General features: G+C 46.6%; 15 protein-coding genes and 1 pseudogene. 12 read left to right on the top strand and 4 right to left on the bottom strand.

The window, feature by feature from the left end; all coding sequences use genetic code 11:
- The 12 genes and pseudogenes from BTA51_RS28425 to BTA51_RS28480 all read left to right on the top strand — a co-directional run.
- A pseudogene (locus BTA51_RS28425) lies at positions 1-122 on the top strand (IS3 family transposase); the annotation flags it as partial.
- A gap of 11 nt (positions 123-133) precedes the next feature.
- Positions 134-346, top strand: coding sequence for a DUF1330 domain-containing protein (locus BTA51_RS28430; protein WP_256385770.1), 213 nt, complete (start codon positions 134-136; stop codon positions 344-346).
- 365 nt (positions 347-711) lie between these two features.
- Positions 712-1539, top strand: a complete 828-nt coding sequence (locus tag BTA51_RS28435; protein WP_094712476.1) for a mechanosensitive ion channel family protein — start codon at positions 712-714, stop codon at positions 1537-1539.
- A 136-nt stretch (positions 1540-1675) separates the two neighbouring features.
- Complete coding sequence (locus tag BTA51_RS28440; RefSeq protein WP_094712477.1) at positions 1676-1867, top strand: DUF3185 family protein; 192 nt, start codon at positions 1676-1678, stop codon at positions 1865-1867.
- 1 nt (position 1868) lies between these two features.
- Positions 1869-2027, top strand: coding sequence for a YqaE/Pmp3 family membrane protein (locus tag BTA51_RS28445; RefSeq protein ID WP_094712478.1), 159 nt, complete (start codon positions 1869-1871; stop codon positions 2025-2027).
- A 422-nt stretch (positions 2028-2449) separates the two neighbouring features.
- Positions 2450-2860: a hypothetical protein gene (locus BTA51_RS28450; RefSeq protein WP_210404945.1), complete on the top strand. Its 411-nt coding sequence runs from the start codon at positions 2450-2452 to the stop codon at positions 2858-2860.
- A 280-nt stretch (positions 2861-3140) separates the two neighbouring features.
- Positions 3141-4196, top strand: a complete 1056-nt coding sequence (locus BTA51_RS28455; RefSeq protein WP_094712480.1) for a metalloregulator ArsR/SmtB family transcription factor — start codon at positions 3141-3143, stop codon at positions 4194-4196.
- A gap of 85 nt (positions 4197-4281) precedes the next feature.
- Positions 4282-5442, top strand: coding sequence for a methionine adenosyltransferase (metK, locus tag BTA51_RS28460; protein WP_094712481.1), 1161 nt, complete (start codon positions 4282-4284; stop codon positions 5440-5442).
- A 67-nt stretch (positions 5443-5509) separates the two neighbouring features.
- Entirely contained in the window at positions 5510-6901 is a 1392-nt protein-coding gene (gene ahcY, locus BTA51_RS28465; protein WP_094712482.1) for an adenosylhomocysteinase, read from the top strand.
- A 68-nt stretch (positions 6902-6969) separates the two neighbouring features.
- Positions 6970-7839 carry a methylenetetrahydrofolate reductase [NAD(P)H] gene (gene metF, locus BTA51_RS28470; RefSeq protein WP_094712483.1) on the top strand — a complete coding sequence of 290 codons (870 nt, stop codon included), beginning with the start codon at positions 6970-6972 and terminating at the stop codon, positions 7837-7839.
- A gap of 223 nt (positions 7840-8062) precedes the next feature.
- The gene (locus BTA51_RS28475) at positions 8063-10816 is read left to right on the top strand and encodes a bifunctional diguanylate cyclase/phosphodiesterase (RefSeq protein ID WP_094712484.1); all 2754 of its coding nucleotides are present in this window, start codon (positions 8063-8065) and stop codon (positions 10814-10816) included.
- A gap of 23 nt (positions 10817-10839) precedes the next feature.
- Positions 10840-11565: a metallophosphoesterase gene (locus BTA51_RS28480; RefSeq protein ID WP_094712485.1), complete on the top strand. Its 726-nt coding sequence runs from the start codon at positions 10840-10842 to the stop codon at positions 11563-11565.
- A gap of 34 nt (positions 11566-11599) precedes the next feature.
- Here the strand turns inward: BTA51_RS28480 and BTA51_RS28485 are convergent, their stop codons facing one another.
- The 4 genes from BTA51_RS28485 to BTA51_RS30860 all read right to left on the bottom strand — a co-directional run.
- Complete coding sequence (locus tag BTA51_RS28485) at positions 11600-11998, bottom strand: hypothetical protein (RefSeq protein ID WP_094712486.1); 399 nt, start codon at positions 11996-11998, stop codon at positions 11600-11602.
- 354 nt (positions 11999-12352) lie between these two features.
- Entirely contained in the window at positions 12353-12772 is a 420-nt protein-coding gene (locus BTA51_RS28490; RefSeq protein WP_094712487.1) for a hypothetical protein, read from the bottom strand.
- Between the two features lie 515 nt (positions 12773-13287).
- Entirely contained in the window at positions 13288-13605 is a 318-nt protein-coding gene (locus BTA51_RS28495; protein WP_094712488.1) for a hypothetical protein, read from the bottom strand.
- 28 nt (positions 13606-13633) lie between these two features.
- Positions 13634-14418 (bottom strand): RHS repeat-associated core domain-containing protein (locus tag BTA51_RS30860; RefSeq protein WP_141215695.1); only part of this gene is annotated, 785 nt, incomplete at its 5' end.

The raw sequence follows: 14418 nt of genomic DNA on the forward strand, positions 1-14418 counted from the left end.
AAGCGCGAGCAGATATTTTTGATTACATCGAGCGGTTCCATAATCCTAGGATGCGGCGTAGAGTTGCCCTTCAGGATCGGAAGTTATCAGCCGTTTTAAAACCGTCCGTGGAAACGGGGTAGAACCCCTGCCTATTGTTGAAAAGTATGGTGGTGAGCTGGTTATTGCCTCTTCGGTGACACGCCTTGAAGGTTCACCATACACTCATATGGTGACCTACAAATTTGAAAGTGCGGATAAGGCCCGGGCTTTCTATGAATCTGAAGAGAGCAAAGAACTATCGAAACTAAGGAGGGAAGTTACCGAGGGGACGGTTGTTTTCGTTCCGGGATATAGTGGGATTTAAGGCTCTCGGGCCACATGTTTCCTCTTGCTGACTGAAAACCCGCTGGGCGGACACATAGGTCCGCCCCTACAAATGTTAAGGTATCGGCTCCTCAAAAATAACCTCTAAAGAATGAGTTATAGATAAACATATATGAAGATAGTAGAGCTAAGACCTTTCGCCCGATAGCGCATAATTCCCGTTAGGTGGTTGCGCAACATAACAAGCATTGCGGAAGTATGTATTTCTAAACAAATAAGAGTCAGATACACATTAACGTGCTTAAATATAACTCTGAATAAAATTATCGCACCACCTGCTCGGCCAAGGTTAGATTTTTGACCACCCCGATATATTCCATCTGGCTTCAAGTGAGGAGATCTACTATGGAAAAATTGATTGGCAAATTGGATATCAATCAATACTTGCCAACGGCATTGGATTGGGCCACCAACATTTTACTGGCACTGATCATCCTGGTGATAGGCGTTTGGATTGCGGGCAAGGCATACAAGTCCGTGGTAGGGTTTGCCAATAAGCATGAGCAGCTCGACGATACCCTGTTCAGATTTTTTGGCAGCCTCACCCGCTACACTATATTAGCGTTTGTGGGGATCGCCGTACTAAACCGATTCGGTGTGCAAACAGCCTCAATCATTGCGTTATTAGGCGCTGCGGGGCTCGCCATTGGGTTGGCGCTCCAGGGCACACTGACCAATCTGGCAGCGGGGGTAATGCTGCTGATCTTCCGGCCATATAAAGTAAACGATTTTGTAGAGGTCGCAGGAAAGTTTGGAAAGGTTACCGAAATCGATATGTTTACGACTATTTTGCAGACCTTTGATAATCAACAGATCATCATTCCAAACGGTAAGATTTGGGGCGAACAAATTATCAATAATTCCCATCACACTATTCGCGGTGTAGATATGAGATTTGGCATCGCTTATGGAGAAAGCATTGATAAGGCCCGAAAGGTTATCGACAAAGTCCTGGCAGACCACCCCCTTATCTTGAATGAGCCAGCACCATTTGTAGAAGTTGAAACTTTAAACAACAGTTCAGTGGATTTTCTGGTCCGGCCATTTTGCGAGGGGCAACATTATTTCAGCATTCGCTATTCCATCCCCGAACAAATCAAGAAAGCACTGGACGATGCCAATATCGAAATTCCTTTCCCTCATAGAAAAGTCATAGTTGTTAATCAGCAGTAGTACCCAGCTGTTTACCAAAATACATCGAAAGGTAATATGGCATATTGGAAAAATAGGCAGATACGTGCTTTATGCGTATCTGTCCCCTATTATCCTGTAAAGACTATCAGCGCCACCAACTAATGAATGAGGCTATATGAACAAAAAAATTATCGGCATCGTGTTAATCATCATCGGCGTTGCTTTGGTTGCCTGGGGCTACAATGTCTACGATTCGGCCAGCTCGCAGGTGAGTAGAGTCCTGAGTGGAGAAACTCCTATCGAGGCCTGGGCCGGTATGGTGGGAGGTGCGATCTGTATCGTTATTGGAATTTTCAGAGTGAAATAGTATGAACAAACTTGTACTCATTATTCTTGCGATATTTCTTCCGCCAATAGCCGTATTTCTAAAGAAAGGCGTTGGTAAAGATTTGGTTATCAACATCGTCTTATGCCTAGTATTTTTTCTACCAGGAGTCATTCACGCGTTGTGGCTTGTCACTAAATAGCCACCTGACAATCCGATCCAGAAAGCAATTAGCCGTGGAGAAGAGCACTTAACATGGAATGGCTCGCATCTGTTATCACGTGGTTTTTACCCGACGCAATCAGACAGGTCGGTTCTGCGAAGGCAGGTGCGCGCCACCAGTACTCACTAGAACAACTATCCAAAAGAGTTCATAACGATACCGTTAGCAGCACGATTCTGTCAGGCGCTGTAAAAGAGACGGCAACCATCAGCTTTTCAAATCGATACTCATTATCCGTGTATCGCGAGAAAACACTCATTCATAGCAAGACATTTGTAACTATATTTGATCTCGACTGCTATTTAATTGATTGCACCAAGTTTAGAGTGTCAGATTTTCTATAGTCGCCTCTCTATTTGAAGAACCTTGCAAAATTTGGAGAGCCTTGCAAAAGGCTTTGAATGAAACATTCTCAAACCACTACGACACAGGACGTCATGCATATCGAGCATATTAATATCAGTGCGCCACAAGAACTTCTATTAGTGGAAAAGGAGTTCTTCTGTGAAGTATTCAAATTAAAGGTAGGATTCAGACCCAGTTTCAGCAGAGATGGATATTGGCTTTACCACGAGGACAATCCCATTATTCACCTGACTGAAAGCAATGAACACTTTCAGAGTGATAAGCAAGGCTACCTGGATCATGTAGCCCTCCAAATGAGTGGATTACATGACCTCCTGAGAAGATTGAACAGCCTTTCTGTGAACTACGAAAGTGCATCAGTACCAGAAATTGGAATGACTCAAATATTCTTCTCTTCACCTGCCGGAATAGGGCTTGAAGCTAATTTTATCAATGAATCGCTGTAACTGCGCCATACATGGCATGTATCAGCCTTCTCGACGGGAATTGTCTGGACCACATTCCACTGAAACAGAAACAGAAACAGAAATCCATGAAGTCTAAGGAGAGGGAATTTATCCGTATTTTCCCGACTCAATAACAGTAAAAAGGATGAAACGAGCGACAATGAACTGTTAGCCCGCATCCACGCTCATCCCTCCTACAGCTTTAGCCCTATAATCTATATCAATGTTTTTTGATATAGATATTGTTAGCAGATGTTGATGCTGCTAAACTCGCCTACTAATGAATACTCAAACCACTTTCTCAGACAAGGTCCATACACAGGACGCGTATAGCGAACTTGCCCAGATTTTTAAGGCGAGCGGCGACGCTATGCGTCTGGAAATACTGAGGATTCTGGAGCGGGATGCCTACGGCGTGTTGGAGCTGGCAGCCATATTCGATGTGGGCCAGTCCGCGATGAGTCACCATCTGAAGGTTTTGGCCAAGGCAGGTCTGGTTGAGACCCAGCGGGAAGGTAATAGTATTTTTTACCGTCGACCGGTATTACTGGGTGAGACCCCAACGGATACTGCCCGCCTTAATTTGTTGGAAAGTGTTGATCTATTATCCATCACTGACACGACCCAGACGGGAATTGCCCAGGTCCGGGAACAACGAGCGCTGCAAAGCCAGGCATTTTTTGCCCGTAACGCCGAGCACTTCAAGGCTCATCAGGAGCTCATCGCCGAATACGGTCTATACTCTAAACCAGCCAGAGAATTGCTGGAAAATGTACAGCAGTCCGAGATGTCCGTGGTATTGGAGATCGGCCCTGGAGAAGGAGCTTTCCTGCAGGATCTCAGTGAAATGTTCAACCAGGTTATTGCTCTGGACAATTCATCTGAGATGCTGGAACAAGCCCGCCAGCTTGCTCAAACACAAGGGCTGGACAATATCGAATTCCTGCTGGGCACCACCACAGATGCATTACAGCGAAATATCAAGGTGGATGCGATTGTGATCAATATGGTGCTACACCATGTCCCCTCACCGGCCAGCTTGATCAGCGACTGCACCCAATTGCTGAACTCCGGCGGGGTGTTGGTCATCAGTGAGCTAAGCCGTCATAACCAAACCTGGGCCAGAGAATCCTGTGGAGACTTGTGGCTGGGGTTTGACAGTAAGGAGATCTCCCAATGGGCCGATGAAGCCGGTCTGCAAGAGGGGGAGAGTTTGTATATTGGGGTCCGGAACGGGTTCCAGATTCAGGTACGACAATTTGCTTTACCGGACCTGAACCAAGAGACACTGGCAGCAGTTGATTTATTGCCAGACGCCAACACGGTGGGCAGCTGATTATGCCTCCCCACCAGGAAAGCAATTCATTTATTAACGGTGAATACCCCACCACTTTTTCAGCCTGAATAAAAGGAAGCATGCCATGAGCGAGTACTCCATTTTTACTTCTGAATCTGTTTCCGAAGGCCATCCGGACAAAATGGCGGATCAGATTTCCGACGCCATTCTGGATGCCATCATCAAAGATGATCCTCATGCACGTGTTGCGGTGGAAACCCTGGTAAAAACCGGTATGGCCGTCATTGCCGGTGAAGTCAGAACCAACACTTATGTCGATCTGGAAGATATTGTCCGTAACGTCATTCTGGACATCGGTTACGACAGCTCTGATGTTGGCTTTGACGGTGCCTCCTGTGCAGTCCTTAACGCTATCGGTAAACAATCCAGCGATATCGCCATGGGCGTGGATGAAGCCGAAGCCAAAGACCTTGGCGCAGGTGACCAGGGACTGATGTTCGGTTATGCCACCAGCGAAACCGATGTGTTGATGCCCGCCCCTATTTTCTACTCTCACCGTTTGGTGGAGCGTCAGGCCTACCTGCGTAAGAATCGCATTCTTCCGTGGCTACGTCCGGATGCCAAGAGCCAGGTCACACTGCGCTACGAAAACGGTAAGCCGGTTGCTGTTGATGCGGTAGTCCTGTCCACCCAGCATTCTCCTGACATTAAACAGGCGGATATTCGCGAAGCTGTCATGGAAGAAATCATGAAGCACGTCCTGCCTGCAGAGTGGCTGCACAAGGACACCAAATTCCATATCAATCCGACTGGCCAGTTCATCATTGGCGGCCCAGTTGGCGATTGCGGTCTGACCGGCCGTAAGATCATCGTTGATACTTACGGTGGTATGGCTCGTCACGGCGGAGGAGCTTTCTCCGGGAAAGATCCTTCGAAGGTAGACCGCTCTGCCGCTTATGCAGGCCGCTATGTTGCGAAGAATGTCGTTGCTGCGGGTCTGGCTGACCGTTGTGAAATTCAGGTGTCTTACGCTATCGGTGTTTCCGAACCCACCTCTATCTCCATTAACACTTTCGGCACCGGAAAAGTGGACGACAGTCTGATTTCAGAACTGGTGCGTAAGCACTTTGACCTGCGTCCCGGTGGCTTGATTGAAATGCTGAACCTGCGTCGTCCGATTTATCGCCCAACAGCCTCTTACGGCCACTTCGGACGTACTGGCGACGACTTTACCTGGGAGCAAACAGACAAGGCAGAAGCCCTGCGTGCGGAAGCCGGCCTATAAGCCCTGAAACTGACCCTGCTGCCTCACCATATCCGGTGGGGCAGCCAAACAAGAAAGGACACCACTCATGTCACAATTACAAAGCGTAGATAACTTCACCGATTACAAAGTCGCGGATATCAGCCTGGCTGCCTGGGGGCGGAAAGAAATTGAGATCGCCGAAGGTGAAATGCCGGCCTTGATGGCTCTGCGTGAAAAGTACCGTGCCGAGCAGCCTCTGGCTGGAGCCAAAATTCTTGGCTGTATCCATATGACCATCCAGACGGCTGTACTGATTGAGACCCTGGTATCTCTGGGCGCCGAAGTGCGTTGGTCTTCCTGCAACATTTTCTCCACCCAGGATCATGCGGCTGCGGCTATTGCTGCTGCTGGCATTCCGGTTTTCGCCTGGAAAGGTGAAACTGAGGAAGAGTACGTCTGGTGTATCAAACAAACCATCGAGAAAGACGGCAGCCCATGGGAAGCCAACATGGTGCTGGACGATGGCGGCGACCTGACCGAAATTCTGCACAATGAATACCCGGCAATGCTGGAAAAGATCCATGGTATTTCTGAAGAAACCACCACTGGTGTCCATCGCCTGCTCGACATGATGAAAAAAGGCACGTTAAAAGTACCTGCGATCAACGTGAACGACGCCGTCACCAAGAGCAAGAACGATAACAAGTACGGCTGCCGCCACTCGCTAAATGATGCAATCAAGCGTGGTACTGACCACCTGATGGCGGGTAAGAAAGCCCTGGTTATCGGTTACGGCGATGTGGGCAAAGGTTCCTCAGCCTCCCTGCGCCAGGAAGGAATGATCGTCAAAGTCACCGAAATTGACCCCATTTGTGCCATGCAGGCATGTATGGACGGTTTTGAAGTGGTATCACCTTATATCAATGGCCAGAACGACGGTACAGCTGCTTCTATCAACAAAGAGCTGCTGGCCAATACCGACCTGCTTGTGACCACCACGGGTAACGTCAACGTCTGTGACAAACATATGCTCGCAGCCCTTAAGAGCGGCGCCGTGGTGTGTAATATCGGCCACTTTGATAATGAGATCGATACCAAATTCACTCGTGACAACTGGGAATGGGAAGAAGTGAAGCCCCAGGTCCATAAGATCTACCGCAACCGTGACGCCAATGATCATCTGATCCTGCTGTCTGAAGGTCGCCTGGTAAATCTGGGGAACGCCACCGGTCACCCATCGCGCATTATGGATGGTTCTTTCGCTAATCAGGTCCTGGCTCAAATGCATCTGTACGGCGAGAAGTTCGGTGATCTGCCAGCGGCAGAAAAAGCCGGAAAACTCTACGTTAAAGTGCTACCCAAGCAATTGGACGAAGAAGTAGCCCGGTATATGGTGGAAGGTTTTGGTGGAGTGATTACCAAATTGACCCAAACCCAGGCGGACTACATCGGCGTGACCGTCGATGGGCCGTACAAACCTAACGATTACAAATACTAATATAAAGATGATGCTAACGGCGGGAGCACACTCCCGCCTGCCCGTCATCACATTCGGGACTTGAGTTAATGGAAACCCAAAAGCAATTTAAACGTCGTTTCAGCTTTGAATTCTTCCCTCCCAAAAGTCAGGAAGGTATGGCGAAGCTGCAGACTGTGCGTGATGAACTGGCGGACCGTAACCCTGATTTCTTTTCGGTCACCTACGGTGCCGGCGGCTCCACCCGGGAAAGAACCATCGACACGGTTCTGACTCTGCACAAACAAGGCATTTCAACAGCCCCGCACCTTTCCTGTGTCGGAGCTACCCGGGAGTCGGTTGCCGAACTCCTGGACCTCTACAAGGAAAACGGCATTCAGCGGATTGTGGCCCTACGGGGTGACCTGCCCTCAGGTATGGGTACCGGGGGCTCGGCAGAGTTGAGGTATGCCAACGAGCTGGTTGAATTTATTCGCGAACATACCGGTGAACACTTCTCTATCGAAGTGGCGGCCTATCCGGAATTCCACCCTCAGGCCAGGAATGCTGAAGATGATCTGCGAAACTTCCAACGTAAAGTTGAAGCTGGGGCAACCAGCGCGATCACCCAGTATTTCTACAGTCCTGAGGCATACTTCTACTTTGTAGAACGTTGTGAGAAAGCGGGCCTGAATATTCCAATTGTTCCCGGCATTATGCCCATCACCAATTACAGCAAGCTGGCTCGCTTCAGTGATATGTGTGGAGCAGAAATCCCTCGCTGGATACGCAAGCAATTGGAAGCCTATGGAGACGACATGGCCAGCATCGTCAAGTTTGGAGAGGAAGTAGTCACCCGACTATGTGAGGAATTACTGAAAGCCGGCGCACCTGGCCTTCATTTTTACACTCTCAATCAAGCCGCCCCAAGCCTCGCAGTTTGGGACAACCTGGGACTTGGCGACAAAATTTCCTTTTAGTCCTTCTAGTCCTTTACGAATCCGGCCCTTCACTTGTGGGCCGGATTGTTTTGGTCTTTGCTGAGCTTTTTCATCATTTTACCTCTCATTTTTGGCTAACCTGACTAATCTTAACGTATACTTTTTTACCGTATGTTGTGGATCGGCATCCATAAACAAAAACAATCAAACCCCAAACGTTAACCGTTTTTAAAACAAACCGTTAAGCCAGCCACGGATATCAATGGGATCATTTCAGACCTTGCTCCGCACAGTTATCTATTTTCTGCTTCCGGTAGTCGTGGTGGGTCTGCTGATCGGTGACTACTTTCATAGAAAGACTCAATTGCGGGCGGACCTGAAAAATGATCTCGTCCACCTCGGGGAAGACCTGAGTCAGCACATAGCCATTTATGAGCGGCATCACAACCTGATCAGCAGCATCTTTTCTGAGCAATTGATGGATCCTCGAACACCACCGAGAATTCTTCCCGCCAATAGACTGATTCGTGCTGAAGCGACCAATACCTACAGTATTGAGATTCCTAACACCGTACACCCTCAGGCAAAATTACTTGGTGTTGGGGACTATGAAGGGCGACCGGAGGGGTTCTACCGGGAAATTGATATTGCGCTTTATTTAACGGATACCTTTTACTCGTCTCAGAAAGAACTTCCCAGCCTTGTCAGAACCTATTACTTTTCCAGAGAGCAGTTCGTTTACACGTCTCCAGCAAACGAAGCTCGTCTCCCCTCTTCCAACGGAAACTCTCTGGTACACGCATTTTATGATCTGGCCCGCCCTTACCAGAATCCCCGACATGAACTGTTCTGGACCTCGACATCCGTAGACTCGGAGAACAACCGGCTGCTGGCTACCATGGTCAAACCAATATACAGTCAACAGGCTCTGCGTGGGTTACTGGCAATGGAGGTCAATATAGGCAGTATGCTCCAACAGCTCCCCAGGACAATCAGAAACACCGGAAAGCTGCTCCTTGTAGATAATGCCAACCAAGTCCTAAGCGGCCTACCTTCGCATGCAGATGGCTCTGCCTACAGCCTGAATTTTATTGATTTGCTGCCCGAAGACGTCGCAACATTTATCAATCATCCGTTTGATGTCCCCGATAACGATTTCGCTTCCATCAAAGACATTTATATTACCCGAAGCAACCTCGATGGCCCCTCCTGGCATCTGGTATTCCTGCTCCCCAAAGCAGACCTTGCCAAAACCCTGCTCGCTTCCATGTGGCTGGACGCCACCGCAGGAATACTGCTGTTGATAGCAGGTTTCTTACTCTATAGGCAATGGAGTTCTCAGCGTCAGTTAAATGCCAGCCAGCTTCACCACTACGCCATATTTGACCAGTCAACCGCACCTCAGTTAATCGTCGACGATAATGGAATCCGTATACTCAAAGCCAACCAGGCGGCATGCGATCTATTTGGTTTCACCCAGCAGATGCTGGAGGATATTCCTCTTACGAACCTGATTATTGGTAACGCCAATGCTCAGGAATTGGCGAATACTCTTGGAGAAAAAGGCGTAACCATTGCCAAGTGTCGAGTCGCTGACAGTGAAGAAAGGGACGTCGAAATTTACAAATCGACGATGCAATCCGGCGACAACATTTATTTCTATCTGGTTATCCACGACGTTACTGAACGGGTAAAAACTGAAAAGCATGTTCGTTTTCAGGCCTATTTTGACCCCCTTACCCAACTTCCCAACCGCAACCACCTGTTTGAACATCTGCGCCAGTTGATCGCCACCCATCGCCGCGAAGACCAATATTTTGCACTGCTGTTTATCGATCTGGATCACTTCAAACAGGTTAACGACAATCTTGGCCATGACGCTGGTGACAAGCTGTTAAAGCAAGTCGCTCACCGACTCAGGGATCGACTTCGGGAGAGCGATCTGCTTTCCCGGCTCGGGGGTGATGAGTTCACCGTTGTACTTCCTCATTTACGTGATGAGATGGATGCCAGTCATGTCGCCAGGACCCTGATCAACCAGCTGCACGAGCCTTTCACAATCGACAGCTATGAAGTTGTCCTGGGGGCAAGTATCGGTATTACCCTGTTCCCCCGGGACGGTATTGATCCCAGCAGTCTGTTGAAACATGCCGACATCGCCATGTACAAGGCCAAGGATAACGGCCGTAACCAATTCCGCTTCTTCGAAGACCAGATGAACCGGGAGGCAAAACACCGTGGACTACTGGAAATTGATATTCAGCAAGCAGTAGCGAACAATCAGATGTTGCTGGAATACCAGCCAATTGTCGCCGCTAAAACCGGGCAGCTGGTGGGCGTTGAAGCATTGATACGCTGGAATCATCCCAGACTGGGCACACTCAAACCTGAAGATTTTATTTTTGTCGCTGAAGATACCGGCCATATCGTGGCCATTGGAGACTGGATACTCGATCAAACCCATCAGCTATACCAGCGAATTATTTCCGAAGTCTCTGACGACGAAAGCATCCCCTTCATTGCCTTGAACATCTCCAGACGTCAGTTGATGCATGAGCATCATCTCAAACATTGGAAGAACATCCTTGGCTTGGACGATCGCTTCGCCGAGTATGTCTTGCTCGATATGACCGAAACCACGCTAACCTCGCAAATCTGGGATGAACGTTTCGGTTTAAACAGTTTGCTTGCGCTTGGACCCCGCATCTGCCTGGATGACTTCGGTCAGGATACCAGTTCAATGCGAGTACTGCGCCAATATCCGATTTCCATGCTGAAAGTGGATCGGGTGCTGGTGAAGAATATCCTGACCTCAAATAAAGATGCCGCCTTCTGTCGGGCGATTATTTCACTGGCCCAGAATCTGAATATACAGGTTACTGCTGAAGGTGTGGAAAACCAGGAACAGTTCGACTGGCTGAAACAAGCAGGGTGCGATTACATCCAGGGATACCATGTGGGTGAAGAACTATCGACGGAAGACATGCTGTCGCTGTTATCGAAGCAATCAGCCTGAAGAGGCTTGGAGCCTGTAAAAGAATGTCTAAACTTCAAACTTATCAATCCAATCTGTCCGGCCGGGACTTTATTTGTTCTGATATACACGGCCATTTCAGTCTGTTGGAGGAACAACTTTCTCATCTCGACTTTGACAAAGAAAAGGACCGATTATTCTGCTTAGGAGACCTGATCGATCGAGGACAGGAATCTGATCAGGTTATCGACTATCTAAGAAAGCCATGGTTCTTTTCCATTTTAGGCAACCATGAGTTGATGCTGATTGATGCCATGGAAACCGGAAACAACCACGTTTTCATGCAATGGTATTCTTGGGGCGGTGATTGGGCTGAGGATTTCAGCCAGGAGGCCCTTACCGAATACTACGAAGCCTTAGTTGAACTCCCTATGGCCATCGAACTTCACCTGACAAAAAACGATCCTGGCGGCAAAGTTGGTTTGGTACACGCAGGCTTACCGGATATCTGCGATTGGCACACTGTCAGGCAGGACCTCTCCGCAATGGATGTCAGAGACAATTCCACAGGCACATCCCTCACCTACCATATGCTCTGGGGTGGCTTTAGCGGTATCAGTGATGATAAGGCTCAAAGAGTCGATAACATCGACCACGTTTTTCACGGCCATACTATCGTTGAGGAGATGACGACGGTCACCAACAGAACCTTTATGGATCTTGGAAGTTACAAGTACGGTCGAATTGGGATTATTGAGGTGGAGAGCTTTCTTTCCAGGATGTCGAAGTAGACCAATAGGGCCTCTATTGGTCTACTAGAATCAATCAGGCCTTATATGTTTTTAATGCTCTCCCGTTCGACCACATAGTCACAGCCATCACCAAAGCTACGGCAACTGTTGATACGGAAGTCCCCGTGATCGGTTCAACAAACAGCATCACAACACCTGTACACAGAATCAGAACACCGAGAATCAGAAATACAAAGCTGCTGACATAAGACGTGATAGACCACCGCTCACGAATCACATTGAACACCTGCATAGCAAACAATACAGGTAGCAACAAAAACAACCAGGATATTCCATTCATCAACGCCAGAGCCTCAGAAAAACTAGCCGCCATAGTCATGGTTATCAGAGGAATAATAACCTTCTGAATGCAGGCCAACAGCATTGTTGCGAATAGCAATCCATTAAGAGTGAGAAGTAGAGTTCGTTTCATATTATTCCTTTTAATCTATTTTTATTTCCAATCGGTGGATTTAACTTGGCTGTATGGTTTATATAGTCCAAAGTCAATAAAATTGACATATATGTATTGTAAGAATTCAACTATCATTTCATTTTCAAACTTATTCTGCCTCGGGAGATTTTGTTAAACATCGTATCTCTATGACCCAATGCCCAATATGCTCCATGTCCAATCTTCTGAATTTTTTCATCAGAAAATCCACTAAAATATAAATAAACCTTTCTAAAGTCGGGAAATTCTTTTCTTACATCAAAGTGATAGAGTTCATACAGTATTAAATTTCAGCGAATTTGAGGGCAACCATTTACAATAGCTCGAAAATTCTTAATCTATAAATTCTTTATAAATTGCAAATCTCATCCAATCCACTTTACTCAACACCTTCGAGAGATAACTAAACGGGTCTCCTTCGTCCTGATACCATCTAATCGTCATAATAGTAGAGCCAAGCGGATCTTTGCCCTCAGGAACCCATTTGCTTCTGCAACGCACAGTCACCTCTTCATGTGGAGGCCATTTCTTTTCATCTGCCCACCGATTCTCTACTTCCTGGTCTTTTTCAGAGAATCCCACGACATAAAGAGAAGAGTTTTCAGTTAATTCTCTATCGATTTCGCTTCTAAAAACATAGTGAGCCCCCGATCGAGAGCCTTCGATCACCCCTTCGTATATATAGCGAAGGTTCAAGCTCAGCAGCTCAACTAACAAGCCTTCTTTGTCTCTATATGTGCGTAGTTTTTTCATTACAGCAACTTCCTTACAAATCCTATGGTCGATCTATATTGCTTGCAGAGTAAGCAAGTATCGTTACATAGAAAGAACTGTCTTATGGTTTCGGCCTAGTTTCGGCAACAGAGCGCCCCATGGCATTGCATTAGTGCTCTGTTATTTCCCCATGGTAGAAAAGTACATCTTTCCTACTATCAACGAACACGTATAAATCACAACAGACGCGAGGCTATGCGTTATTCACTAAATTAATGCTAAACCAGTGTGCAATTTCAGGGGGGTATTTTGACATCTGCCCCCCACTAGAAGCATAATCTTCTCAACTTCAATAGGACTTTCTTTTAAGAAATCGAGTAATAATTCGCAAGATAATATACATTCACTTCGCCATTTAGAAAGCTCTTCACTTTTAAGCAGCTTTTCTTGATAGCTCAAAAGGATTTCACTCTTCCATGGAGATTAGCCCAGACACAAGTGGTTACATTTATATCAGGCATTCCAATTATCTAAAATTAATATCTAAATGGAAGTTAAACATCTGGATTTGTTATATTTTTTAAACTTTCTTTAACCTCAACCAATAGACCACCAATATATTCGTCTATATTTTCATCTACGCTGCAACCAACTACAACCTCAACTAAATCAAAGTCACTACTCGCGTGACATTTATCCACCTCCTTTCTTATTTTTCTTAATAACATTTCAATATTCTTCACCCATATCCACTCATCCTCCTTCCAAAAAGAGTTTTTATTCGTAGACGCTATTCTTCTATCATCCATGTACTTGGGATCATTATTAATAGCCCCCCATAGCATTTTGACAAGTTCTCTCTTATTTATCATATTAAAAGTCTTCCAATAATGCTTAACTCTAAATTTTAGTTTTCTTAGCAGTAATTTTGACTTTTGTGGGGACATCTTTAAAAACTTCCCCATCAATAATAACATCTTTTTTATCCCAAGCTGTCACTTCAAAGTCATCATACCCTAGATTTACACGCTCTCTACCAAAAGATATTTTCTTAATGGCATCCGTATAAAGCTCAGAGTCTTGAATTTCATTATTAGCGATCTCTCGAGCTGCATGATATTCTTTTTGGAAGTTCTGTAGGTTCTTTTTAATTATAGTACCGTCTAAAGACTTTGGAGGCTTTCCGTATGTATCTGTATATATATCTATTGATCGCGTCAGAATCTCATTAGTGGTTGTAAATCCCTCCCCCTTTAAAACAATTCCTCTATTGAATCTATTGTTTATATAAAACTGTAAAGACTCAGCTTCCGCATCTACAGTTGCAGATGCAAGCTCAAGCATATCGTCAGGCCCATCTATATAAAACTCATATTCAGCACCGCCGTACATGCTCTTATATTTTATTTCCTCCTTATTGAAATAGACTATTTTTTCACCCTTGGGAGTATGTGTCGGGCGCGCTCCCACATTTGAGCAACCTTCCTCCTTAGCCTTGAGGCCCAAAGGATCAATCCACGCTATGGGATTAGGGGCATACTGATAATTATTCGTGCCGCCCAGAAGCCCAATCGGATCCTGGTTAATAAACCGCCCACATCCCGGATCATAGTAGCGGAAGCGGTTGTAGTGTAATCCGGATTCTTCGTCAAAATACTGACCCTGGAACCGTAGGTTGTTCTCGA

This window comes from Hahella sp. CCB-MM4 (assembly GCF_002260525.1).
Lineage (GTDB): Bacteria > Pseudomonadota > Gammaproteobacteria > Pseudomonadales > Oleiphilaceae > Hahella.

Coding starts and splice junctions, on each gene's coding strand:
- BTA51_RS28445 (WP_094712478.1), top strand. CDS start 1,869: ATGAACAAACTTGTACTCATTATTCTTGCGATATTTCTTCCGCCAATA.
- BTA51_RS28435 (WP_094712476.1), top strand. CDS start 712: ATGGAAAAATTGATTGGCAAATTGGATATCAATCAATACTTGCCAACG.
- ahcY (WP_094712482.1), top strand. CDS start 5,510: ATGTCACAATTACAAAGCGTAGATAACTTCACCGATTACAAAGTCGCG.
- BTA51_RS28495 (WP_094712488.1), bottom strand. CDS start 13,605: ATGATAAATAAGAGAGAACTTGTCAAAATGCTATGGGGGGCTATTAAT.
- BTA51_RS28480 (WP_094712485.1), top strand. CDS start 10,840: ATGTCTAAACTTCAAACTTATCAATCCAATCTGTCCGGCCGGGACTTT.
- BTA51_RS28475 (WP_094712484.1), top strand. CDS start 8,063: ATGGGATCATTTCAGACCTTGCTCCGCACAGTTATCTATTTTCTGCTT.
- metF (WP_094712483.1), top strand. CDS start 6,970: ATGGAAACCCAAAAGCAATTTAAACGTCGTTTCAGCTTTGAATTCTTC.
- BTA51_RS28490 (WP_094712487.1), bottom strand. CDS start 12,772: ATGAAAAAACTACGCACATATAGAGACAAAGAAGGCTTGTTAGTTGAG.
- BTA51_RS28440 (WP_094712477.1), top strand. CDS start 1,676: ATGAACAAAAAAATTATCGGCATCGTGTTAATCATCATCGGCGTTGCT.
- BTA51_RS28485 (WP_094712486.1), bottom strand. CDS start 11,998: ATGAAACGAACTCTACTTCTCACTCTTAATGGATTGCTATTCGCAACA.
- BTA51_RS28450 (WP_210404945.1), top strand. CDS start 2,450: ATGAAACATTCTCAAACCACTACGACACAGGACGTCATGCATATCGAG.
- metK (WP_094712481.1), top strand. CDS start 4,282: ATGAGCGAGTACTCCATTTTTACTTCTGAATCTGTTTCCGAAGGCCAT.
- BTA51_RS28455 (WP_094712480.1), top strand. CDS start 3,141: ATGAATACTCAAACCACTTTCTCAGACAAGGTCCATACACAGGACGCG.